General features: G+C 69.3%; 17 protein-coding genes. 9 read left to right on the top strand and 8 right to left on the bottom strand.

Features of this window, described 5'->3' with window-relative positions:
• The first annotated feature begins 45 nt into the window (after positions 1-45).
• On the top strand, positions 46-1,431 hold the full coding sequence (locus tag ACFFGY_RS04010) for an esterase-like activity of phytase family protein (RefSeq protein ID WP_377043095.1): 1,386 nt from the start codon (positions 46-48) through the stop codon (positions 1,429-1,431).
• 333 nt (positions 1,432-1,764) lie between these two features.
• Here the strand turns inward: ACFFGY_RS04010 and ACFFGY_RS04005 are convergent, their stop codons facing one another.
• Both ACFFGY_RS04005 and ACFFGY_RS04000 read right to left on the bottom strand, forming a co-directional pair.
• Positions 1,765-2,766 carry a P1 family peptidase gene (locus ACFFGY_RS04005; protein ID WP_377043094.1) on the bottom strand — a complete coding sequence of 334 codons (1,002 nt, stop codon included), beginning with the start codon at positions 2,764-2,766 and terminating at the stop codon, positions 1,765-1,767.
• The gene (locus ACFFGY_RS04000; RefSeq protein WP_377043093.1) at positions 2,759-4,366 is read right to left on the bottom strand and encodes an ABC transporter substrate-binding protein; all 1,608 of its coding nucleotides are present in this window, start codon (positions 4,364-4,366) and stop codon (positions 2,759-2,761) included. Before ACFFGY_RS04000 ends, ACFFGY_RS04005 begins: the two co-directional genes overlap by 8 nt.
• Positions 4,367-4,529: 163 nt before the next feature.
• On the opposite strand from ACFFGY_RS04000, the gene ACFFGY_RS03995 reads away from it, so the two are divergent.
• On the top strand, positions 4,530-6,134 hold the full coding sequence (locus ACFFGY_RS03995) for a CYTH and CHAD domain-containing protein (protein ID WP_377043092.1): 1,605 nt from the start codon (positions 4,530-4,532) through the stop codon (positions 6,132-6,134).
• Between the two features lie 133 nt (positions 6,135-6,267).
• On the opposite strand, the gene ACFFGY_RS03990 is transcribed toward ACFFGY_RS03995, so the two are convergent.
• Positions 6,268-6,516: a hypothetical protein gene (locus tag ACFFGY_RS03990; protein WP_377043091.1), complete on the bottom strand. Its 249-nt coding sequence runs from the start codon at positions 6,514-6,516 to the stop codon at positions 6,268-6,270.
• Positions 6,517-6,883: 367 nt separating this feature from the next.
• Between ACFFGY_RS03990 and ACFFGY_RS03985 the strand changes: the two genes are divergently transcribed.
• From ACFFGY_RS03985 to ACFFGY_RS03975, 3 genes are all read left to right on the top strand, one after another.
• Positions 6,884-8,086 carry an ABC transporter ATP-binding protein gene (locus tag ACFFGY_RS03985; RefSeq protein ID WP_377043090.1) on the top strand — a complete coding sequence of 401 codons (1,203 nt, stop codon included), beginning with the start codon at positions 6,884-6,886 and terminating at the stop codon, positions 8,084-8,086.
• 201 nt (positions 8,087-8,287) lie between these two features.
• On the top strand, positions 8,288-9,703 hold the full coding sequence (locus ACFFGY_RS03980) for a putative bifunctional diguanylate cyclase/phosphodiesterase (protein ID WP_377043089.1): 1,416 nt from the start codon (positions 8,288-8,290) through the stop codon (positions 9,701-9,703).
• On the top strand, positions 9,700-10,134 hold the full coding sequence (locus ACFFGY_RS03975) for a BLUF domain-containing protein (RefSeq protein WP_377043088.1): 435 nt from the start codon (positions 9,700-9,702) through the stop codon (positions 10,132-10,134). Before ACFFGY_RS03980 ends, ACFFGY_RS03975 begins: the two co-directional genes overlap by 4 nt.
• Before the next feature lie 124 nt (positions 10,135-10,258).
• Here ACFFGY_RS03975 and ACFFGY_RS03970 read toward each other — a convergent pair whose 3' ends face one another.
• A complete protein-coding gene (locus ACFFGY_RS03970; RefSeq protein ID WP_377043087.1) occupies positions 10,259-11,284 on the bottom strand; it encodes an alpha/beta fold hydrolase in 1,026 nt (341 codons plus the stop codon).
• Positions 11,285-11,782: 498 nt separating this feature from the next.
• Between ACFFGY_RS03970 and ACFFGY_RS03965 the strand changes: the two genes are divergently transcribed.
• The 3 genes from ACFFGY_RS03965 (at position 11,783) to ACFFGY_RS03955 (ending at position 17,573) form a co-directional block, all read left to right on the top strand.
• A complete protein-coding gene (locus ACFFGY_RS03965; protein WP_377043086.1) occupies positions 11,783-12,004 on the top strand; it encodes a zinc-finger domain-containing protein in 222 nt (73 codons plus the stop codon).
• Between the two features lie 79 nt (positions 12,005-12,083).
• Entirely contained in the window at positions 12,084-15,011 is a 2,928-nt protein-coding gene (gene polA, locus ACFFGY_RS03960) for a DNA polymerase I (protein ID WP_377043085.1), read from the top strand.
• 153 nt (positions 15,012-15,164) lie between these two features.
• Positions 15,165-17,573: a tetratricopeptide repeat protein gene (locus tag ACFFGY_RS03955; RefSeq protein WP_377043084.1), complete on the top strand. Its 2,409-nt coding sequence runs from the start codon at positions 15,165-15,167 to the stop codon at positions 17,571-17,573.
• A 101-nt stretch (positions 17,574-17,674) separates the two neighbouring features.
• Here ACFFGY_RS03955 and ACFFGY_RS03950 read toward each other — a convergent pair whose 3' ends face one another.
• The 3 genes from ACFFGY_RS03950 to ACFFGY_RS03940 all read right to left on the bottom strand — a co-directional run bounded on the left by ACFFGY_RS03950 (position 17,675) and on the right by ACFFGY_RS03940 (position 20,923).
• A complete protein-coding gene (locus ACFFGY_RS03950; protein ID WP_377043083.1) occupies positions 17,675-19,231 on the bottom strand; it encodes a tetratricopeptide repeat protein in 1,557 nt (518 codons plus the stop codon).
• A 40-nt stretch (positions 19,232-19,271) separates the two neighbouring features.
• Positions 19,272-19,907: a hypothetical protein gene (locus ACFFGY_RS03945; RefSeq protein ID WP_377043082.1), complete on the bottom strand. Its 636-nt coding sequence runs from the start codon at positions 19,905-19,907 to the stop codon at positions 19,272-19,274.
• Between the two features lie 101 nt (positions 19,908-20,008).
• The gene (locus ACFFGY_RS03940) at positions 20,009-20,923 is read right to left on the bottom strand and encodes a LysR family transcriptional regulator (protein WP_377043081.1); all 915 of its coding nucleotides are present in this window, start codon (positions 20,921-20,923) and stop codon (positions 20,009-20,011) included.
• A 174-nt stretch (positions 20,924-21,097) separates the two neighbouring features.
• Between ACFFGY_RS03940 and ACFFGY_RS03935 the strand changes: the two genes are divergently transcribed.
• Positions 21,098-21,400 (top strand): hypothetical protein, encoded by a 303-nt coding sequence (locus ACFFGY_RS03935; protein WP_377043080.1) that lies wholly within the window; start codon positions 21,098-21,100, stop codon positions 21,398-21,400.
• 93 nt (positions 21,401-21,493) lie between these two features.
• On the opposite strand, the gene ACFFGY_RS03930 is transcribed toward ACFFGY_RS03935, so the two are convergent.
• Positions 21,494-22,270 (bottom strand): HugZ family pyridoxamine 5'-phosphate oxidase, encoded by a 777-nt coding sequence (locus ACFFGY_RS03930; RefSeq protein WP_377043079.1) that lies wholly within the window; start codon positions 22,268-22,270, stop codon positions 21,494-21,496.
• Positions 22,271-22,279: the final 9 nt, after the last annotated feature.

Here is a 22,279-nt window from a genome sequence, read left to right as displayed (position 1 = left end):
GGTGCCCCTAGCAGCGCAGCGTCACCAGAACCGGATTCGCCGCTCATGCGCGCCCTGTTGCTCGCTCTTCTCGCCACCACCAGCCTGTCGGCCGGTCATGCCATGGCGCAGACCCGCTTCGAGGCGACGCTCGACGGCCACGCCATCCTGCCCGCCATGACCGCGGCGCTGCCGCCGGCCGACGCGCCGCGCGACGCCATGGTGGCCGGCAAGTTCACCGGTCCCGGCAACCGCCGCACCGATGCCGTGGGCAGCCTGCCCACCACCACCGGCCCGGCGCCGGAAGGCCGCCCCACCGGCATCCCCCTGCCGATGGTTGGCCAGGCGGTGCAGGGCTTTTCCGGCATCAAGCCCGTGACGGGCGAGCCCGGCGCCTACTGGGTGCTGACCGACAACGGCTTCGGCAACAAGCGCAACAGCTCCGACGCGATGCTGATGTTCCACAAGATCCGGCCCGACTTCAGCACCGGCCAGGTCACGGTGGAGCGCACGGTGTTCCTGAGCGATCCCGACCGCAAGGTGCCCTTCCGCATCACCTACGAGGGCACCGAGCACCGCTACCTGACCGGCGCCGACTTCGACCCCGAGAGCATCCAGCCCGTGGGCGACGGCTTCTGGATCGGCGAGGAGTTCGGGCCCTTCCTGATCGAGGTGGACGGGCAGGGCCGCGTCCGCCGCGTCGTGGACACCGTGATCGACGGCAAGCCGGTGATGAGCCCGGACAACCCGGCGCTGCAGGTGCCCGCCAGCCCCGCCGCCACCGTCACCTTCCAGTCGCAGCGCAGCGGCGGCTTCGAGGGCATGGCGCAGAGCCCCGACGGCAGCCGCCTCTTCGCCCTGCTGGAAAAGCCGCTGCTCAGCCCGCAGGGCCAGCCCGAGGGCCGGTTCCTGCGCATCGCGGAATTCGACCCGGCGCGCGGCGCCTGGACAGGCCGCGTCATGCGCTACGCCTATGCCGAGGGGCAAACCTCGATCGGCGACTTCAACATGATCGACGACCGCCGCGCGCTGATCATCGACCGCGACGACGGGGAGGGCGATCCCTCGCTCGCCTGCGCCGCCGGGCAGACGCCGCAGTCCACGGACAACGCCTGCTTCGCCACGCCGGCGCGGCTGAAGCGCATCACGCTGGTGGACCTGGGCGCCACCGATGAGCAGGGCTTCGTGCGCAAGATCGGCTATATCGACCTGATGCAGATCCGCGACCCGGATAACAAGGCGCGCGACCGCGGTGACCGCGCGGCCAGTGCTCCGGGCGACCAGCTGAGCTTTCCCTTCGTGACCATCGAGAACGTGGCGATGGTGGATGCGGACCACATCATCGTGGCCAACGACAACAACTTCCCCTTCTCGGCAGGCCGCCGCCTGACGCGGGCCGACAACAACGAGTTCGTGCTGCTGCGGGTCAGCGAGCTGCTGCGGGCGCGCTGAGGAGTTGCGCTGTCCCAGGGGAGAGAAAGAATTCTCTCCCCCGTACCCCCACTCATCTTTTTTCGGGACGCTGCCGCGGGAAGGATGGAGACCGGTCGCGGAACGGCGGCCGTTGGTGATGCTGGAATGAATCGAACTTCTTCTCAGCACGGGCTGCAACACTCCTCGCTCCGGCTCCGTGAGCCGGAGCGCACGGCGTCAGCCACGTTCCTGCGGCAGCGTCCCGAAAAACGATGAGGGGCGAGGGGTTCGGGGAGGGGGAGAACACCTTCTCCCTCTCCCCGGAGCAACGGCGGCCACCCCTCGCGACGTCCCAGGCGAGTCCGCCCCCGATCAGCTCCCACCGCCGAACCGGTCGCGCCACGACGGCTGCGCCCCCGCCCAGGGCAGCGCCGTGGCGGCGTGGACGCCGCGCGCGACGGCGCGTGCCATCACCAGCGTCGCCGCGTGGCCGAGCAGGGTCAAGGCGCGCGCCGGCTCGCCCTCGAGCGGCCGCGCGCCCGTCGCGGCGGCGAAGACCGTGTCGCCGTCGTTGGGTGCGTGGGCGGGCAGGATCGCCCGGGCCAGCCCGTCATCGGCCATGATCGCGAGGCGCCGGCACTGCGCCTTGGTCAGGGCGGCATCGGTCACCACCAGCCCGATCGTGGTGGCGGTGCCGGGCCCGCCCTTCAGCCGGGGCGCGAGGTGGTCCGGCGTGACCGGCGCGGGCCAGCCGAGGCCGCCGAACTCGCCATCCTGCTCGAAGGGGGCCGCCCAGAAATGCGGCCCGTCGCCCAGCGTGGCCGAACCCACCGCGTTGACCGCCACGACGGCCGCGACGGTGTGGCCGGAAGCGGTGCGGGCGCTGGCGGAGCCCAGGCCCCCCTTCACCGTGGCGGTGGTGGCGCCGGTTCCTGCCCCCACCGTGCCCAGCGCGAACTCGCCCTCGGCCGCGGCGAGGGCGGCGGCGTAGCCCAGGTCGCGATAGGGCGGGAAGCGGCCCCAGTCCTTGTTGCCGCCGTTGCGGAGGTCGAACAGGATCGCCTGCGGCGCCAAGGGGATCACCGCGCCGCCGAAGCGCGCGCCCCGCCCCATCTCGCGCAGCGCCGCCTGCACGCCGCCCCCGGCATCGAGGCCGAAGGTCGAGCCGCCCGAGAGCACCACGGCGTCCACGCGCTCCACCGTCATGTCGGTGTCCAGCAGCGCCGTGTCGCGCGTGCCGGGCGCGCCGCCGCGAATGGTGACGGAGGCCGTGGCGCCGCCGTCGAACAGCACCGCCGTCACGCCGGAGCCGAGCGCGAGGTCGGTGGCGTGGCCGACCCGCACCCCCGCCACGTCGGTCAGGAGGTTACGCATCGCGGCGCGCGTTCCAGAACAGGACGAAGCCGTCGAGCACGTCCACCACCTCGCGCCGCATCGCGGTAGGGGCAAACATCTGGCCGAGCGGCACGTAGGGAACCTCGCGGAAGGCGGCTTCCTGGATCTCCGCCGCCACGGCGCGCTGCGTCGCGGTGTCGGGCGCCGCGAGCCAGCGGTCGCGCAAGGCTTCGATCGCCGGGCTGGTCGGCCACCCGTTCGCCGAAGCGGTGCCGCGCCCGCGCAGAAAACTGTGCACCGCCGGGTTCAGCTGGTCGATGCCCGACCAGTAGGTGCCGTAGATGCTCCAGCCACCAGCCTCCACCCCGTCGCGCTTTGGCAGGCGGCCGATGATCGAGCCCCAGTCGGCGCTCTGCACGTCGACGTTGATCCCGGCCTCGGTCAGCGCTTGGCCTGCCACGTCGGCCAGGCCCTTCAGCGTCGGGAAGTCGGCCGGCGAGAGCAGCACCGCGCGCTCCCCCTTGTAGCCCGAGGCCCGCACGGCGTCGCGCACCGCCGCCATGTCGCGCGGGGCGGTCAGCGCCTCCATCCCGGCCTCGCTCGCCATCGGCGTGCCGGGCGGAAAGAAGCCCACGCCGTCGCGCCAGTTCGCGCGGTCGGTCCCGGCCACGGCGGTCATGAAGTCCGCCTGGTTCACCGCGCCCACCACGGCGCGCCGCAGCGCCGCGTTGTTGAAGGGCGGCTGCAGGTGGTTGAAGCGCAGGCAGCCGATGTAGCCGGCCTTGTCCTTGACCTCGACGCGAAGCCTGGGGTCGCGGCGCAGCAGCGGCACGAGGTCCACCGCCGGGTTTTCCCACCAGTCCGCCTCGCCCGCCTGCATCGCGGCCGCGGCGGTGGCGGCGTCGGGCATGACGATCCACTCGACGCGCTCGAAATGCGCGCGCTTCGGGCCGGCGGTGAAGGACGCCTCGCCGCCCTCGCGCGGGCGATAACCGTCGAAGCGTGCGTAGGCGACCCGCGCGCCGGAGATGCGCTCATCCGCGAGGAAGCGGAACGGGCCGCTGCCCACCATCTCCGTCACCTGGGTGAAGGGATCGGTCTTCGCCAGCCGCTCGGGCATGATGGCGCAGATGTTGGAGCCCGCCTTGCCCAGCGCGTCGGGCAGCAGCGGGAAGGGCGCCCGCAGCCGGAAGCGGATCGTGCGGTCGTCGGGGGCGTCCAGCGCCTCGGTCGCGGCGAGCAGCGTTTGCCCGAAGCCGTCGCGCCCCCCCCAGCGCCGGATCGAGGCCACGCAGTCGCGCGCCAGCACCGGCTCGCCATCGTGGAAGCGCAGGCCGTCGCGCAGCGTCAGGCGCCATTCGAGACCGTCCCGCTCGACCACGTGCGCTTCCACCATCTGCGCCTGCGGGCGGTACTGCGCGTCGAGGCCGTAGAGTGTGTCGAACACCATCAGCGCGTGGTTGCGCGTGACGTAGGCGGCGCTCCAGATCGGGTCGAGCACGGCGAGGTCGGACTGCGGCACGAAGCGCAGCGTCGCCGAACCCCGCCCGGCCGGCTGCGCGCGGGCGAGGCGCGGGGTGGCCAGCAGGGGGGCGGCCGTGGCAAGGGGCAGGGCCTGGAGCAGTGTGCGACGGCGCATCCGGTGTCCCTCCTCGCGTCAGCGGCTCAAGGTGGCATTGCCGGGAACGGAGGTCCATCGCACGGCCTTCCGCCCCGCGCGGCGTGGTTGAGCACCTCGGTGTCGGTGTGAACTTTTAATGACATTGCTTGACCGCCGAGTGGCGGCAGGTGTTGCGTCAGCGATGACCGAAGCTTCGTCCACGGACAATCCCACCGAGCTGGAAATCAAGCTCGTCCTTCCCGATGCCGCATTCGGCACCCTGGTGGCCTCGCCCCTCCTGGCCGCGGGGGCTTCCGGGCCACCCCGGACGCAGCGGCTGGTCGCCACCTATTACGACACGCCGGAACACCACCTGCTGCGCGCCGGCATGGCGCTGCGCCTGCGGGTCCGCAGCAACGGCGCGCGCCGGCGCAGCGCACCGGCGGAGCAGATCCAGACGCTGAAGACCCAGTCGGACGGCAGTGCCTTCGGGCGCGGCGAATGGGAATGGCCGGTGTCGGGGGATGCGCCTGACCTGTCGCTGCTGCGTGACACCCCGGCCGCCGGCCTGCTGCCGGAGGGCGCCACCCTGGCGCCCGTGTTCCGCACCGAGGTCGAGCGCGAGGTCCGTCGCCTCCAGCTCGACGGCGCGATGGTGGAGCTGGCGCTGGACCGCGGCGTGCTGCGCGCCGGCGAGCAGGCCGAGCTCCTCCGCGAGGTCGAGATGGAGCTGGAATCTGGCTCCGCCACCGCGCTGTACCGCCTGGCCGCCGCGCTGCACGCCGAGGTTCCGGCGGCGGTGATGACGGGCGAAAGCAAAGCCGCGCGCGGCTGGCGGCTGGCTCTGGGACACCCGGCCAAGCCCGTGAAGGCCGACGACCTCGCCTTCGACGAGGCGGTCTCGGCCGAGGCCGGGTTCCGCGCGGTGGTGGCCAGCGGCCTGCGCCACCTCCTGGCCAACCTGCCCGCGGCCCGGGCGGGCGAGGTGGAGGGCATCCACCAGATGCGCGTGGCCATACGCCGGTTGCGCGCCGCCCTGCGGCTGTTCCGCCCGGTGCTGGCGCCCGAAGCGGAGCGCGGCTTCGAGGCGGAGCTCCGCCGGCTGGGACAGGTCCTGGGCGCGGCGCGGGACTGGGACGTGTTCTGCACCGAAACCCTCCCCGAGGCGGCGGCCCAGCTGGAGGAAGCGGCCCCCGCCGGCGCCGCGCCCACGACGGAAGCCGGCGCGCCGGGGCAGGGCTGGATCGCCATGCTCCGCGTGCCCGCCGAGCGGGAGCGCGCGGCGGCCCAGGAGGCGGTGGCGGCGGAACTGGCAGGACCGGCGCTGACCGCGCTGTCGCTGGGCCTGGCCGGCTGGGCCGAGGAAGGCGCGGTGCTCGCCGGCCCGGGGGTGGAGCCGGGCGAGCCGCTGCGCGACCTCGTGCCCGACCTGCTGGAGCCGCTGGAGCGCGTGGTGATGCGCCGCGGCAAGCGCATCCGTCGCCGCTCGATCGAGGACCTCCACCGGCTGCGCAAGGCCCTGAAGCGCCTGCGCTACGGCGTGGAGTTCCTGGAGTCCCTGCTGCCGGCGAAGCGGACCAAGCACTACCTGTCCGGCTGCCGCGACATCCAGGAAGGGCTGGGTCACCTCAACGATGCCGCCTCGGCGATCGAGACGAGCCGGAAGCTCACGGCCGCCGCCGGCCACGCGGAGCTGATGCCGGCGCTGGCGGCGCTGGAAGGCTGGGCGGTGCGCCGCCGGGACGAGGCGCTGAAGGGCCTGCCCGGGGAGTGGAAGAGCTTCCGCAAGCTACGCGCGCCCTTCTGAACCGGACCGGTGACGCGCCCGCTGCGCCGCCTCGGGCGCGGTTGCTTGGGGCGGCCCCTGAGCGCGGCCCTCGCGTAGCCCCCTGGCAAGGTCGCGGGCGGAGGTCCGGGCTCGGACCCCCGTCTCGCGGCTGTCAGGCCATGTTGTTGTCGATCATCGCCTTGACCGGGCAGTTGCCCTGGGCACCGCGCCAGGCGAGGTACACGCCGGCACCCAGCGCCAGCAGGCTGAGGAAGTGGTTCGGTCGTGGCTTGGCGGCGGCCGCGGCCAGGAACAGGCCGCCGGTCACGTAGAGCGCGCGCTGCCCCATGCTCAGCGTGCCGGCCGACACCGCCGGGGGCTGGTGGTGGGCGTAGGAGGTGGTCTGCAGAGCCTGATCCATGGGGTTCGCCTTTCGGGTTGCGCGGGTCGTTCCCCCTCGACCGGCGGCCGGTGGGCCGTGGTCGCCGCGTCGTGCCGGTGGGGCCGCCGTCACGGCCTCGCGCCGCGTGCTGCCGCCACCGCCACGCCGTGCGGGAACGCTGCGGGCACAACACCGGGGCGGGAGCGGGGTTCCATCCGGGGTTCCACGCGGCCCCGTTGCCCTCCTCCGCCGGGAATGGGATGGAGGCGGCGCGGCGGGCGACGAAACCCTCCGGCACGGTGCCCGGTGGCGGCGCGTCGGGCCAGGCTCGGTTCCACGTGGATCATCGGGAACCGCGGCGGCGCGGGGCTTCACGACCCGCGCATCAGGAACGGAGACGTTGAGCGTGACCGAACCCCTTCCACGGACGCCCCAGGGGACGATGCAGGGGACGGCGCAAGGGCGAAGCGGCGCCGGGCTGGAACTGCGCGCCCTGCGCAAGGGCTATGCCGGGGCGCCGCTGCCTGCGGTGGAGGGCATCTCCGCCACCGTGGCGCCGGGTGAGTTCTTCTCGCTGCTGGGCCCGTCGGGCTGCGGCAAGACCACGACGCTGCGCATGATCGCGGGCTTCGAGGCGCCCGATGCCGGGCAGATCCTGCTGGACGGGCGCGACATCACCGCGCTGCCGCCGGAGCGGCGCGGCATGGGCATGGTGTTCCAGAACTACGCGCTGTTTCCCCACCGCACGGTGGCCGAGAACGTGGGCTTCGGCCTGCGCATGCAGGGTGTGAACAAGGCCGAGGCCGCGGCGCGCGTGCGCGACGCGCTGGCGCTGGTACGCCTCACCGGGCTGGAGGACCGTCGCCCGGCCGAGCTGTCGGGCGGGCAGCAGCAGCGCGTGGCGCTGGCCCGCGCGGTGGTGATCCGCCCCGCCGTGCTGTTGTGCGACGAGCCGCTGGGCGCGCTCGACAAGAAGCTGCGCCAGGCCATGCAGTTCGAGCTCAAGGCGCTGCACCGGCAGCTGGGCCTGACCCTGATCTACGTGACGCACGACCAAGAGGAAGCGCTGACCATGTCCGACCGGATCGCCGTGATGGGCGCCGGGCGGATCGTGCAGTGCGGGCCGCCGCGCGAGATCTACGACCACCCGCGCAGCCGCTTCGTGGCGGAGTTCATCGGCGACACCAACATCCTCGCGGGCGTGGCGCGGGCCGGCAGCCTCGTGCTGCCCGGTGGCTGGCACCTGCCGCTGCCCGGCGGCGTGGCGGAAGGCCCCTGCGCCGTGGCGCTGCGTCCCGAACGGCTGCGCCTCGTGCCGGCGGGCAAGGGGCTGGTGGATGCGCGGGTCGAGGAAGCGAACTTCCTGGGCGACTCGGTGCTGCTGAAGCTCGTGCTGCCGGGCGGCGAAACGCTGCTGGTGCGCACGCCCCGTGGCAACGGCGCCGGGGCAGCGGCTTCGGGCAGCACGGGACAGGTCGCCGCAGGCCCGGACGGTTCCGGTCTGGGAAGCACGATTGCGGGCGCTGGCCTGGCCGGCGGCCACCTGGCGGCCGGCACCGTGCTGGGCGTGACCTGCGGCCGCGAGGACCCGGTGCCGCTGGAAGGCTGAGCCACCGGGCCTCGCCCCGGAACCCCGTTCCGGTCCCGGGTCCGACCGCGAACCCGTCATGCCTCCTGTTCCGCTGGCCTTGGCGCGACGAGCCGGCGGTGACGCCTGCGTGAGGCCGGCCGGGCCGCCGGGCGCGTTTACGACCCGTCCACCAACTGTTGCTAGTCCGGACCCCTGCCGCACGATGGGTGGAGGGCGTTCATGGATGGTGTCGCGGGTCACCCCGGCAAGGAGCCGGTGCTGCGCTGCGAGTCCTGCCGGCAGCCGCTGCGGCGCGGTGATGCGCTGACGGGCCTGGCCGACCGCACCGAGTTTCGTGAGGCGCTGGAGCGCGTCCTGGGCGCAGCGTGCATCGCGGGCGATGCGCCGGCATCTGATGACCCTGAGCCCGGCTATCCCGGACATGGCGGCCCTGAGCATGGCGCGGCGGTGCTGCTGCTCGACCTCGACCGCTTCAAGGCGGTGAACGACAGCCTGGGCCACGCCGCGGGCGACGCCCTGCTGCGCAACGTGGCCGGCCGCCTGCGCGCGACGCTGCGGCCGGGAGACCTGGCGGCGCGCCTGGGCGGCGATGAGTTCGCGGTGCTGCTGGAGCCGAGCCCGGGCGAGAACGCCGTGTCCTCGATCGCGGAACGGCTGGTCGAGCTGCTGAGCCGCCCCTATCTCGTGGAAGGCGGCGTCGCCAATATCGGTGTCAGCATCGGCATTGCCTTCGCCGTGCCGGGCATCGATCCGGAGGCCGTGCTCCGCCGCGCCGACCTCGCGCTCTACAAGAGCAAGGCAGAGGGACGCTGCCGCTTCCACTTCTTCGAGCCCGCGCTGCAGGCGAGTGCCGAGGCGCGCCGGCTGCTGGAATTCGACCTGCGCGCGGCGCTGGCGCTGGGGCAGTTTGAGCTGTTCTACCAGCCGCAGCTCGACCTCGCGAGCGACCGGCTGGCGGGTTTCGAGGCGCTGATCCGCTGGCGCCACCCGGTGCGCGGGCTGGTGCCGCCCGACAGCTTCATTCCGCTGGCCGAGGAACTCGGGCTGATCATCCGGATCGGCGAGTGGGTGGTGCGCGAGGCCTGCGCCGAGGCGGCGCGCTGGCCGGACGGGCTCTGCGTCGCGGTCAACGTCGCGGCGGCGCAGTTCACCAGCGGCACGCTGATTTCCGCGGTGACCGGGGCGCTGCTGCGCTCCGGCCTGCCGAGCCGCCGGCTGGAGCTGGAGGTCACCGAAACGGCGCTGCTGCACGACGACGGCGGCATGACGCTGGAACAGCTTCAGGCGCTCAAGGACCTCGGCGTGCAGGTGTCGCTCGATGATTTCGGCACCGGCTACTCCTCGCTGACGCAGCTGCGCAGCTTCCCCTTCGACCGCGTGAAGATCGACCGCTCCTTCGCCGACGATCCGGCGGTGGTGCGCGCGGTGGCGGCGCTGGGCAACAGCCTGGGCATGCGGATCACGGCCGAGGGCGTCGAAACGGATGAGCAGATGCAGCGGCTGCGCGACGACGGCTGCACGGAGGCGCAGGGCTACCTGCTGAGCCGCCCCGTGCCGGCCGGCGAGGTCGCGACACTGATCGAGCGCCTCGGCCTGCTGCAAGGGCGGCGCAAGATGGGAGCGGAAGTGGGATGAGCGAGACGGAATCACTCTACCGGCTGATCTACGTCAGCCGGAACGCGCTGGCCGGCGTGGCGACGGAGATGGAGGGCGAGGTAACGCGCATCCTCGAGGCCTCGCGCCGCAACAACGGGCGCGACGGCGTCACCGGCGCCCTGCTGTTCAACGAGGAATGCTTCGCGCAACTGCTCGAGGGCGGCAGCGCCGCCGTTCATCAGGTCTTCGAGCGCATCCAGCTCGATCCGCGGCACCAGGATACGGTGGTGCTGGAATGCGGGCCGGCGAGCCGGCGCGAATTCGGCGCCTGGTCGATGGCCTATGCCGGGCACGTGTCGTCGGAACGCGCGCGCTACGCGGCTCTGACCGGTGAGGCTTCCGGCGCCGGCGGGCCGCACGGCATCCTGTCGCTGCTGCATGGGGTGGTGGAGCGTTCCGGCCTGTCCTGAGCGGCTGGGGGCGCGGTTCCTTCGCTGGGCGAGGGGCGCGACGGAGGCGGGTGCCCCGGTCCCGGAACGCCTGACGCGGCGGCCGGCCCGGTTTCCAGCGGCGCGGTGCGCGCCGGCACGGCCCTTAGGGGGCATCCTCCTCGTGCAGCCAGGCCGCGGCGCGCGTTTCCGCGCCGCTGGGCAGCGGTGCCTGCGGGTCCTGCAGGAAGCTCAGCACGTCGCGCGCCACCACCTCCCGGTTCCTGTCGCGCAGCAGCAGGTGCCACCCGTCCGGATACACCGCCAGGCGCAGCGTGCCCTGCGTCCCTTCCGGAGTCTCCCCGCCCGCGTCCAGCGCACGCCGCAGCACGCCGCCCGGCACCAGGCGGTCGTGTTCCCCGTGCAGCAGGATCGCCGGCATCCGGCAGCAACGGGGCAGGGCTGCCACCGCCCGGTCCATCAGGTCGAACAGCCCGTAACCCACGTCGGCGCGCGTCTGCTTCAGCGTCAGTGGATCGGTGCTGAAGCGGCGCAGCGCGGCCTCGTTGTCGGAGGCGCGGATGTTGCCGCCGCTGGCCGGAAAGCTCAGCGCCGGCAGCCCGTAGGCCAGGGCGCCCAGCACGCCGCTGGCCACCGGCCCGATCTCGCGGCGCGACCAGAGCGCGGGGGCGGACAGCACCAGCCGGTCGATCGGCGGCACCGGCTCCTGCGTGGCGGCCAGCAGGGCCACGGCGCCGCCCATGCTTTCCCCCAACACGGTCAGCGGCAACTCCGGATAACGCGCCCGCAGCGCCGCGACCATGGCGCGCGCATCGGCCACCAGCGCGTCGGTGCCGGGCCACAGCCCGCGATCCGGAGCGCGGCCGAAGCCCCGCTGGTCATAGGCGTAGACCAGCTGCCCGCCGGCGGTGAGCAGCGGCGCGGTGTCGGGCTCCATGAAGTCGCGGCTGGCGTCGTTGAGGCCGTGGATCGCCAGGATCACCCCGCGCGGCGGGCCCTCCGGGCGGTAGATCCGCACCGGCAGCGCCGCGCCGTCGCCGGCGATCAGCGCACCACCCGCCGGGTCCGAGGCGGGGCCGGCGAGCAGGGCCGGCGCCACCAGGGGCGGCCCCATCTCCGCGACGTAGGGGCCGCAGCCGGCCAGCACCGTCAGCAGGAGGCCGGCCAGCACCGGGCGCAGCTTCCATGGCCCAAGCCGCAGACGGGTCCGCCGCGGCCATCCCCACCCCGGCCGAGCTCGTTCCGACCGGAGCCACGCCGCCCCACCCTGTCCCAACCGGCCCCGTCCCGGCCGCGCCGGGCTGCCGCCGTCGGGCCGGACGGCCGGATGGCCCACCTTCGCTGAAGCCACGGATACTCCTCAGGCATGGAACAGGGCGCGCGTGCCGCCGCGAGTCGGGCGCGGGCAGAATGCGGAAGGGGCAGGGCGCTGGCCAGGGAGGGGGCGGTCGGTCCATGCCGATTCCGGCGCCTCGCCCTGGGCCCGGGCAGGGAACGCCCACGGCGGCGTCGCAGAGGGCCGCCGGGAAACGCCCTGGCCTACGGCGGCTCCGTCCGGTGCCCGCCCCGCGGCGTCAGGCCCGCTGCCGGAACGGCGCCTGCCCCTGGTCCGATCGGCGCACAGGGCCTATCTCTGCCGCTCCTGGTTCCCCCGAGGCGAGCGGTTCCCATGCGCGACGGTCATTTCACCGGCTACACCCCAGAGGTCATTCCCGGCGTGACGCCGCAGGACCGCATCACCGTGTCCAGCCGCGTGGTGGCCTGCGACGGCGGCAGGGGCGTGGCCGGGCACCCGGCGATCTACATCCGCATCGAGGGGCAGGAAGCGACCTGCCCCTACTGCTCGCGCACCTTCGTGCTGGCCGAGGGCGCCGGGCACGAAGACCACTGAGCGGCGGGCGGGGCTTGGCCTTTCGGGGCCGGACCCCGGCAACCACGGGGCGGACAGCAAGGCGGAGACCAAGGCCGACATGACCCAGGACGACGCGACCACCCCGGTGATCCCCGACAACGCGGCGGAAACCGCAACCGTCGGCAACACCCCACCGGCCGAGGCGGTGGCGACCCGCGCCGAGGCGGCGGATGAGGCCGCGGCCACTGGCGAGCGCCACCTGATCCTGGTGGACGGCTCGGGCTATATCTTCCGGGCCTTTCACGCCATGCCGCCGATGACCAACCCGGAAGGGGTGCCGGTCAACGCGGTGTTCGGCTTCTCGGGGATGCTGTCGAACTTCCTGTCGCGGCACGTGGGCTCGCACATCGCGGTGGTCTTCGACGCGTCGCGCGTGACCTTCCGCAACGAGATCTACCCCGACTACAAGGCCCACCGTCCCGAAGCGCCCGAGGAGCTGGTCCCGCAGTTCGCGATGATCCGTGAGGCGACCGCGGCCTTCGGCGTCGCCTGCGTCGAGCAGGACGGCTTCGAGGCCGACGACCTGATCGCCTCCTATGCCACCGCCTTCGCGCGCGACGGCGGGCGGGTGACGATCGTGTCCTCAGACAAGGACCTGATGCAGCTGGTGGAGGACGGCAGCATCGAACTGCTCGACCCCATCAAGCAGAAGCCGATCCGTTCCGCCGAGGTGCGCGAAAAGTTCGGTGTGGCGCCCGACAAGGTGGTCGAGGTGCAGGCGCTGGCGGGCGATCCCACCGACAACGTGCCGGGTGTGCCTGGCATCGGCATCAAGACCGCGGCGCAGCTGATCGACACCTACGGCGACGTCGCGACGCTGCTGGAGCACCTGGGCGAGATCAAGCAGCCCAAGCGGCGCGAGGCGCTGCAGAACAACGCCGAGAACGCGCGCATCAGCCGCCGCCTCGTGGAGCTCGACCGCAACGCCCCGCTGCCGCAGCCGGTGGAGGCCTTCGTGGCGCGCTCGCCTGAGCCCGCCAAGCTCGGCAGCTTCCTCACGCGCAACGGCTTCCGCTCCCTGGTGCATCGCCTGGGCCTGACCGAGGATGGCGACCGCGCCAGCGTGCCGCAGCGCAGCCACGCCACGCCACCCTTCGTGGCCGGCGGCCCGCCCGCGGCGGCCGCGGCGCCGCTGGCGCTGCCCGACGACAACACGCCCTTCGGTCCCTACGAGACGATCACCGACCTCGCCGCGCTGGAGGGCTGGATCGCCCGCGCCCGCGCCGCCGGCGTGGTGGCGATCGACACCGAGACCGACAGCCTCGATGCGCTCAAGGCGCGCCTGGTCGGTGTGTGCCTGGCGGTCGGGCCGGGGCAGGCGGCCTACCTGCCGCTGCGCCACGAATCCGGCGACCTGCTTTCGCCGGCACCCACCCAGATCCCCTTCGACGAGGCCATCGCCGCGCTGCGGCCGCTGCTGCGCGAGCCAGGCACGCTCAAGGTGCTGCACAACGCCAAGTACGACACCGAGGTCCTCCAGCGCGAGGAGAACGGCGCGCTGGAAGTGTCGCCGGTGGATGACACCATGCTGCTCTCCTACAGCATGGATGCCGGCCGCCACGGCCACGGCATGGACGAGCTGTCGCGCCGTCACCTCGCGCACATGCCGATCACCTTCGACGAGGTGACCGGCACCGGCCGCGCCCGCAAGCCCTTCGCGCAGATCCCGCTCGACCAGGCCACCGCCTACGCCGCCGAGGACGCGGACGTGACGCTGCGCCTGTGGCACAAGCTGCGCCCCACCCTGCGGGAGCTCGGCGCGCTCGCGACCTACGAGCAGGTGGAGCGCCGCATGATCGCGGTGCTGCGCGACATGGAGACCGCGGGCATCAAGGTGGATGGCGCCGAGCTCGCCCGCATCGGCAGCGACTTCGCCGAGCGCATGGTGGCGCTGGAGGCCGAGATCCACGGGATCGTGGGCCGGCCCTTCAACGTCGGCTCGCCCAAGCAGCTGGGCGACATCCTGTTCGGCGAAATGGGCCTGCCCGGCGGCCGCAAGGGCAAGACCGGCAACTATTCCACCGACGTCTTCGTGCTGGAGGAACTGGCGGCGCAGGGCCACGCCCTGCCGCGCAAGGTGCTGGACTGGCGGCAGCTGAACAAGCTGAAGTCCACCTACGTGGATGGCCTTCAGGCGCAGCTCGCGGCCGATGGGCGGGTGCATACCGACTTTTCCATGGCGATCACCGCCACGGGGCGGCTGAGTTCCACCGAGCCGAACCTGCAGAACATCCCGATCCGCACCGAGGAAGGCGCCAAGATCCGTCGCGCCTTCGTGGCGGAGGAAGGCCACGTGCTGCTCGCCGCCGACTACTCGCAGATCGAGCTGCGGCTGCTGGCGCACATGGCCGACGTGCCGACGTTGCGCGATGCCTTCGCCAAGGGTGAGGACATCCACACCCGCACGGCGCGCGAAATCTTCCGCCTCCCCGACGACGCCAAGGTGGACCGGGAACTGCGCCGCCGCGCCAAGACGGTGAACTTCGGCATCATCTACGGCATCTCGGCCTTCGGGCTCGGGCCGCGGCTGGGCATCTCACCGGCCGAGGCGCGGGGCATCATCGACGCCTACTTCGCGCAGTACCCGGGCATCCGCGACGCGATGGAGCGCATCAAGGAGGAAGCCCGCATCCACGGCTTCGTCCGCACCGCCTTTGGCCGCCCGCTCTGGATCCCCGAGATCACGGCCAAGCAACAGCAGGTGCGCGCCAACGCGGAACGCCAGGCGATCAACGCCCCCTTCCAGGGTGGTGCCGCCGAGATCATCAAGCGCGCCATGGTGCGCATGCCCCGCGCCCTGCAGGAAGCCGGGCTGAAGGCGCGCATGCTGCTGCAGGTGCATGATGAGCTGCTGTTCGAGGTGCCCGATGCCGAGGTGGAGCGCACGTCGGAGGTGGTGAAGACCGTGATGGAGGGCGTGGCGCAGCTGCACGTGCCGCTCGCGGTGGAGATCGGCACGGGACATTCCTGGAGCGAGGCGCACTAAAGGTTATACGCCGTAGTTCCGGGCTGAATCGGAAGAAAACCAGTGACCGCGAGGCAAGCAGAGCTTCTCAAGGCACAGCTTGCCCCCCCTTCCTTTCACCTCATTCCTGCCTTCGATACCAATCGCGGTACCTACGACCATCGGAGAAATTTTATGTCTGAGGTGGAGCAGCAGAAGATCCCATTACGCGAGATCATCGAGCAAGCAGACAAACTAACTGCTGGTGGAAACTGGGTGGCCGCGTCGGATTTTCTTGAATCTGCCTTGTCTGACCACGAGAACAATATTGCCATCTTGGATCGACTCGCTGTCTCTTTCATGAGGCGACAGGAAAACACACGAGCACTGCATGTGTGGAACACTATCTTGTCCTTGGCTCCATCGCAGCCGCGGGCGCGACTCAACCTGATCGACCTCCTTCTGCGGGAAGGCGACCTGCAGCAGGCAGACAAAGTTGCCGATGATGGATTGAAACTGCTGCCTGACAACGAGTGGATGCTGATCAAACGTGCGCAGGTCAACGATGCGCTGCTGCTCGAAGACAGGCAAGTCGCACTTTCATCCTGGAAAGCGGCGGTACAACGGGCACCAAACAACAAAGCTGCTGTCATTGGACTTGCCGCCTGTCTTCAATCCATGGACGAAGTACAGGAAGCCGAGAAGACGCTCCTGACTGCGAAAAGATCCCTCGACGGAGAGCAGGAGCTCGCGCTGGCCTTGGTGCGGCTGTATGGAGAATATTACCTTCTGGATGCTGCGATCGCCGTTGGTCGCGAATTCATCATGGCAAGACCGTCTGCTCCGGCCGTGGTGCCATTGGTGGTCAAGTACCTGCTCTGCCTCCACAGATACGATGAACTGAGTGACCTCCTTGCCTCGGAAGCAGCAAAGGCACTTCCCAACTACCAGATACTTCTCTCCAGAGCAGCGGCAAGCAGAAAACTTTGGGAAGACGCCTGCGCGGGGTGGAAGCAGCAGGCCGCTGAAATTCAAGAAGGCCCTCGATCGCGTGTCGAGAAGGTGGATCTTGTTTACAGCATTATGAAGAAGAAGGACTTCGTAACGGCGCAGGCTGGCGCATTGGAGTTGCTGTCGCATTATCCCGAAGAGGTGGCTTCGTTCAGGGTTTGCTCAAACGTTTTCAGGGCGGCCGGCTCGGATTTTGCAACGGGAGGATTCTACTTCGTCCGCCTGGCGGCTGACAGGTTTCCGGAGGATGTTGAAAGCTGTCTCCAGGCAGCCGCAGCCTATTTCAGGCCTGGGCGCAACAAGATCGCGGAAGGGTATCTGAATAAGGTCGTTGATACGGCGCCTAACAGGTGGGCTGCTGAAGCTGCCAGCCTGCTCCTGGGCATTCACACCGTCCGTAACGATGTTGAGGCCGCTCAGAAGCTTCTTGCCAGTATCACCGGAGCTGCCGAGGAAAAATACAACGATTCATTTTCTCAACTTTGTAGGATTCATCTGCGTAACGCTGATCTCTTGCGAGGTGTCGAGAGCGAGACCCGGACTTCAAGTGCAGGTTTTCCTGCCGTTGCTGAGTTGGAGACCCTGGTAAGAAAGGCGGCTGTCTGGTCGGCAAAGCGAGGTTCGGGCAATGCTCGCGGAGCTCGGGTGGCCATCTGTGTGTCAGGTCAGCTGAGAGGCTACGAAACCGCTTGGCCATTGCTGCGGAAGCTCATTATTGATCCGTTGCAAGCCGATGTCTTTCTCAGCACGTGGAACACGGTTGGTACCGGGGCAGGAGGGCCGGGTGTTATTGACAGGTTTATACCCCCCATTCTGCTGCAGGCTCTTCCGCTGGAGATGCGCAAGTATGAAAGGTTTTTGGATGCGTGTCCCAACGCTTCCGATCTGATCCTTAAAGACGAGAGCGTGGCTGCGGACGTGTTGTCCGGCAGCCTTGGCCTGGCAGGTTGTGAAACTGAGCCGCCGGAAAACTTCGATGAGCACTGGAAAACTCTCGATGTTCCTGACAGGATGAAGAATGCCTGTCGCATGATCTACAAGATATGGCGTGCGCATGAGTTGATGCGTAAGCAGGAACACATGCAGGGATGGGATTACGACATCGTTCTCAGGCTCAGGCCTGACATGTTGTTCAGCTATTTTGATTTGAGCCAGGTCAGGAATGTGTCGAGGTTGAATAACACCCTGTGTGTAAAGATGCTTAAGGCGTCTGGCTTGGAAGATCAGTTCGCTGTTGGTGGCAGAGGTGCCATGGAGATATACTCTTCCATATGGCCCATGGTTAAACAGCGTGGGAATAGTGGTTATCTGCCGTGGTTTGCCGGTGCGTGGAGTGAGGGCTTGCTCCGAAACCATGTCTTCGCTTCTGGCCTCACCTACAAAGAATGTCCGGCAATGCGCTGGAGCCTTTGTCAAAGGGTGCCTCGCTGGGACCGAATGGTGGGTGCATTCCTTGATGATGCGGAAAATCTCGGTGAAGGCGGTGCGAGCATTGTTGAGGGTGTGAAACTTTACCTCCGGGACCTGGAAAGGTCCGCAGATGTTCGCGATTCGGAGGGGATGAGAAATCTGCGCATGCGCTTGGCAGCGTAGCCGAACAATGATGATGGGCAGGATTCTTCATTCTGCCCATCATCATTGTTCTTGTCTGCGTCTCACCCCTCCGTTCGAAGGTGTGATGACGGAGGAAGTTCTTACTGGGCGTCCTGAAGTTTCTTGAACTGCTCAAGCAGTCCCTTGTGATGGGGATCGATTTGAAGGCCTCGCGCCATAATCTTTGTGGCTTCCGCCAAATTGTTCATGGCGCGGTGCCGGAGAGCTAATACGAGCAGCGCCTGTGCTTTCTCTCCGTCCAGGGCAACAACTTGCTGGGCGGCCTGGAGTGCTTCGTCATACGACTTTGCCTGCGCGGCCAAATGCGACAGCCGCATCTGCCCGGGCAAGAAGGCGGGATCGAGAGCAACGGCTTTGCGCGTAACATCCAGTGCCTCTGTGAAGCGTCCCTGCTTGATCAGCAGGGCAGATAATACGTCCCGCAGCTTAACGTCGATCGGTGCACAGGAAACGGCACGTCGACTCGCTTCCACGGCGTCAGTCAAGTTTCCGATGCGGTCTTCGGCAACAGCATGTCGCGCGTGGTAGTGGGCGTTGTCCGCCTCGAGTTCTGTTGCGCGTCGGGCCATGCGGACAGCTTCTTCAAGCTGTCCCAAGTCTATAAGCATTCCGGCAAGGTGAAAATGCGCTTCTGCGTGTCGAGGAGCTGCCTGAACAAGGCTGCGCAGTATGTCGACGGCTTCTTCCTTGCGTTGCTCCCTGGCGAGTTTGCGCGCTTGGCCGAGCACCGCGTCACCGTCACTGAACTCTGCTTTCAACGCTTTCCTTAGATCAACTATGGCCGTGTCAATGGACGCATTGCTCCTGGCCTGTTGCTCCAGCGCGCTGAGCTTCTGCTTCATCGCGCTTCTAAGGGATTTGACCAGATGCGGTGGTATAACGCTCCCTCGTCCTGACACGATACCCGCGGCCCACCGGGGGTGCTTGTTCAACGCTGCCGCAGCCACGTAGCCAGTTCTGACGGGCGTGGTTCTTCGTGCTTCTGCAGTGAGACGCCGAATCAGGTTCGTATCGTGGTTCAGTGCTGCCTCGATAAGGCGCGTCGCCTTGTAGGTGCTTGCAAAGGCGCTTCCTGCGCTATGGCCCGTGTGTGGCATGTCAATCAGGATCACGCCTGGCGCTGCGGCCTTGATAAGACGTGCGTGTTCGCGATCCTTGACATGAAGCGGATCAAAGAAAACGTAGGCGTGTTCCGCAATGTGTCTCTGATCCGGTTCCATTGCATTGTTGAGCAATGGTTGGAAAAGCTCGGTAAAATTGGGGTCGAAGTGGCCTACAATCTTAGGATCTATGGAGTATTGGGGCGAGTAAGCGATCGTGGTGTCTGCCCCAAGTTCCTTAGCGTAGCGGAGAGCGCCGAATCCACCCATAGAACCTCCATAGGTGATGCGATGCCGGAACTGGGAAATTTGGGGAAGGACTTGCGCGATGGCAGGAAGCATGGCGGACGCAGGGAACCAGTCGCTGCGTCGGCACATGAATCCGACCGCGTTTATCTGCGCTTGCTGGCAGAAATGCTTTCCCCAAAAATTGGAGTCGTCAGCTTCCATTCCGTTGAAGCCGAAGGTAATTAACAGGAAGTCGCTTTTCCCTGGTTGGAACACCGCGTAAAGGTCGGAGGATGAGTAAAGGAGCATTCTGGTGCCGTCGCTGCGCTAATGCCGATTCGACATCAGGCTAGCACGGATGTTCCTCGAAATAAGTCGCCACCCCCCGCCCCGCGAAGAACCCACCGAACACCTCGAGCGGCAGCCGCACCGCCTCCTGCGCCGCCCGATCGTGCCCGGACGGGTTGTGGAACACCACTCCCTCCGCTGTGGCCTCCGTCACCAGCACCAGATGCCCGCCACGTCCGGGGGGCTCTGCCTCCGGCCAGCGGATCGCGGGATGCACCGAGGCCACGAAGAAGTCTGCTTCCCGCAGGATCGTCGGCAGGTCCGCCGCCGTGACCTCGGTCACGACGCGGGCCTCGATTCCGAAGCGCTCCCGCACGAAGCGCGTGAAGGGGGCGTAGATCAGCCCGCGGATCGTGCCGTCCGCTTCCTCCACGTAGCCGCCGTACTCCGCACAACCGCGCGCGAGTTCCAGCACCGGCCAGCGGTGGCTGGTGCGATGCGCCAGGATCATCTTGAGGCAGGCCATGCCGCAGACTTGGTCGGCCCAGCGCGCGTATTCCTCGACCGACCCTGCCCCCGACGCGCGCCAAAGCGGGTCGCGGCGCAGCGCCGCCTTGCCGTCGCGCAGGACCTCGGGCGTCATCGCCGCCGATTCCCATTGGCTGAAGTAGGGCACCTCCGCGATCGGGGTCGGCACGTGGTCAGGTCCTCGCAGGCTGGTTTGGCCCGCTGCTTCGCACGCCGCGGCCGGAGAGGGGAGTGGGAGGCGGAAGCCGGGTGGAACGGCGCCCGTCCCCCTCAGCCCGGTCGCGGCGGCTCGAACTCGTGCGACCGCAGGCGGAACTGTTCCGCCAGGAAGTCGATCAGCGCGCGGGTCTTGGGCACCGGCAGGTGACCCGGTGGCTGCACCGCGTGCAGCTGGATCTCGCGGCTGCGGTATTCCGGCAGCACCTCCACCAGCCGACCCTGCCGGATCGCTTCAACGGCCACGTAGTTCGGCACCAGCGAGAAGCCCATGCCGGCGGACGCGGCCGACATCAGCGTGTCCACGTTGTTGGCGGTCAGCCGCCCGGTCACGGGCACGGACACGGTGCCCTCTGGGCCCTCGAAGCTCCAGGTGTGCCAGGCGGTGCCGATCAGGTGGATGCAGGAATGGCGGGCGAGGTCGGCCGGGTGCTGCGGCGTGCCGTGCTGTGCCAGGTAGTCCGGCGAGGCACAGAGCAGCAGCCGGATGGTGCCGACGCGCCGCGCCACCAGCGTGGAGTCCGGCAGCCGCCCGATCCGCAGCACGAGGTCGAAGCCTTCCTCCACCACGTCCACCAGCCGGTCGGTGAGCGTCAGCTCGATCTCGATCTCGGGGTACTTGTGGAGGAAATCGGTGAGCATCGGCCCCAGGTGGTGCTGGCCGAAGGACACGGGCGCGTTGACGCGCAGCCGCCCGTGCGGCGTCAGCGCGCCGGCGCTGGCTTCCTCCTCGGCGGTTTCCATCAGGCTCATCACCTGGCGGGCGCGACTGAGAAAGACCTCGCCCTCCGAGGTCAGGCTGACGCGGCGCGTGGTGCGGTTGAGCAGCCGCACGCCCAGGTGCTGCTCGAGGTCGGCGATGTGGTCGCTGGCGGCCGAGCGCGACAGGCTCAGCTCCTCCGCCGCGCGGGTGAAGCTCGCAGCCTCGGCGACCTTGATGAAGACCTCCATGGCAACAAGTTTGTTCAACGATCTGTTCCCCGCAGTTGCCGGGAATGTCGTGCTTTGTCCGACTGATCTGAACAGTCTTTTCGCGTTGCAGCAGATTTTCTCGCGCGGCGCGGCTTCCATGTTGCGGAAGAGGACGCGGGAACACCGCCCGGCGGTGCTGTCCCCATCCAGAACGCAAAAAGAGAATCCGCCATGATCCGACCCCGCAACGTCCTGGCCGCCCTTGGTCTCGGACTGATCCTGGGTGCTGCCCCGCTGCTGGCGCATGCTGCCGACACGCAGGGCAGCCGGGCACCAGTGCTGACCCAGGACGACCTTTACAGCTTCCAGCAGGCCGCCGAGGACACCGGCCTTCCCGCCGGCTACAATCAGGTGTTGCTGGTCCGCCCGGAATACCAGGCGCAGGTGAACCAGCTGCTGGCCAGCAGCCAACCCGACGCGCAGCGCTCCCTGGCACCCCAGCCGCCGGCATCCCAGCGCGCGGGCAGCCGCTGAGGCCGAACAGCCCCGGAGTGCGCCCCACCGGGCGCCGCTGAGCGGGCCACCGATCGCCCCCAGTGTCGGCAGGGCTTGGGCCAGGGCCGGATGTCAGCCGGCCAGGGCCGCCCGGCCGGCCTTCGTTGCGGCCACCAACGCTGCCCGGAAGCCCCCGGCATCCACCACCGGGGTCGGGAAGCCCAGGCGCAGCACCCGCCCTTCCGCATCCCCGGCCGGCGCGAGGTCGCAGCCATCCGGGTCGGCGGCCACCATGCGCCACGCGCCTTCGCCCCCGCCCAGCAGGCCCCGTGCGATGGCGCGCAGCGCGTCGGCGTGCTCTGCATTCACGTGGGCGAGGATCTCCGCCTCGGCTGCCGCGATCGCCGCCACCGCCGCCGGGTCGGGCCGCAGCGCCGCGCCACCCAGCCGCGTCGCCCGCGCGAAGCCGCCCACCAGCAGCGCCGCGCCCGGTGCGATGCGCCACAGCCCGAAGTCCCCGAAACCAGCGTAGAGCGCGGCGTAGGGGTGCCGGGCCAGCCAGCGCCGCATCAGCGCGTCGCGCGCCTCGCCGGGCTCCAGTGCTTCCGCCACGCCGGTAACGCTGACGCGGGGCGCCGTCTGCGGGTTGTGCTCGGCCGCCGGGCCGGTGAAGAGCAGGGCGCAGCGCGGTTCGGCTTGGAGCTGCCGCGTATGCTCCGATAGGGTGGACAGGAACAGCAGCACCTCGCCTTCGGCCGTGATGGCGGGCGTGACCAGGCTGGCGAAGGGCTGCCCGGCCCGCTGCGTCGCCAGCGTGGCAGAGGACGCGGCCCGCATCAGCGCCCGCGCCGCGAACCCGGCATCCGCACTGTCCACCGCTCCGGCGGCATCGCCGCTCGCAGCACGCATCGTCCCAGC

The organism is Roseomonas elaeocarpi (assembly GCF_042433915.1).
Taxonomy (GTDB): domain Bacteria; phylum Pseudomonadota; class Alphaproteobacteria; order Acetobacterales; family Acetobacteraceae; genus Roseomonas; species Roseomonas elaeocarpi.
This window is presented reverse-complemented; position numbering and strand designations above follow the sequence as displayed.

Bases quoted from the DNA above. Each gene is read 5' to 3' on its own strand.
- ACFFGY_RS03930 (WP_377043079.1), bottom strand. From the start codon at position 22,270: ATGCGTGCTGCGAGCGGCGATGCCGCCGGAGCGGTGGACAGTGCGGAT.
- ACFFGY_RS04010 (WP_377043095.1), top strand. From the start codon at position 46: ATGCGCGCCCTGTTGCTCGCTCTTCTCGCCACCACCAGCCTGTCGGCC.
- ACFFGY_RS04000 (WP_377043093.1), bottom strand. From the start codon at position 4,366: ATGCGCCGTCGCACACTGCTCCAGGCCCTGCCCCTTGCCACGGCCGCC.
- ACFFGY_RS03990 (WP_377043091.1), bottom strand. From the start codon at position 6,516: ATGGATCAGGCTCTGCAGACCACCTCCTACGCCCACCACCAGCCCCCG.
- ACFFGY_RS03965 (WP_377043086.1), top strand. From the start codon at position 11,783: ATGCGCGACGGTCATTTCACCGGCTACACCCCAGAGGTCATTCCCGGC.
- ACFFGY_RS03950 (WP_377043083.1), bottom strand. From the start codon at position 19,231: ATGCTCCTTTACTCATCCTCCGACCTTTACGCGGTGTTCCAACCAGGG.
- ACFFGY_RS03935 (WP_377043080.1), top strand. From the start codon at position 21,098: ATGATCCGACCCCGCAACGTCCTGGCCGCCCTTGGTCTCGGACTGATC.
- ACFFGY_RS03955 (WP_377043084.1), top strand. From the start codon at position 15,165: ATGTCTGAGGTGGAGCAGCAGAAGATCCCATTACGCGAGATCATCGAG.
- ACFFGY_RS03995 (WP_377043092.1), top strand. From the start codon at position 4,530: ATGACCGAAGCTTCGTCCACGGACAATCCCACCGAGCTGGAAATCAAG.
- ACFFGY_RS03975 (WP_377043088.1), top strand. From the start codon at position 9,700: ATGAGCGAGACGGAATCACTCTACCGGCTGATCTACGTCAGCCGGAAC.
- ACFFGY_RS03980 (WP_377043089.1), top strand. From the start codon at position 8,288: ATGGATGGTGTCGCGGGTCACCCCGGCAAGGAGCCGGTGCTGCGCTGC.
- polA (WP_377043085.1), top strand. From the start codon at position 12,084: ATGACCCAGGACGACGCGACCACCCCGGTGATCCCCGACAACGCGGCG.
- ACFFGY_RS04005 (WP_377043094.1), bottom strand. From the start codon at position 2,766: ATGCGTAACCTCCTGACCGACGTGGCGGGGGTGCGGGTCGGCCACGCC.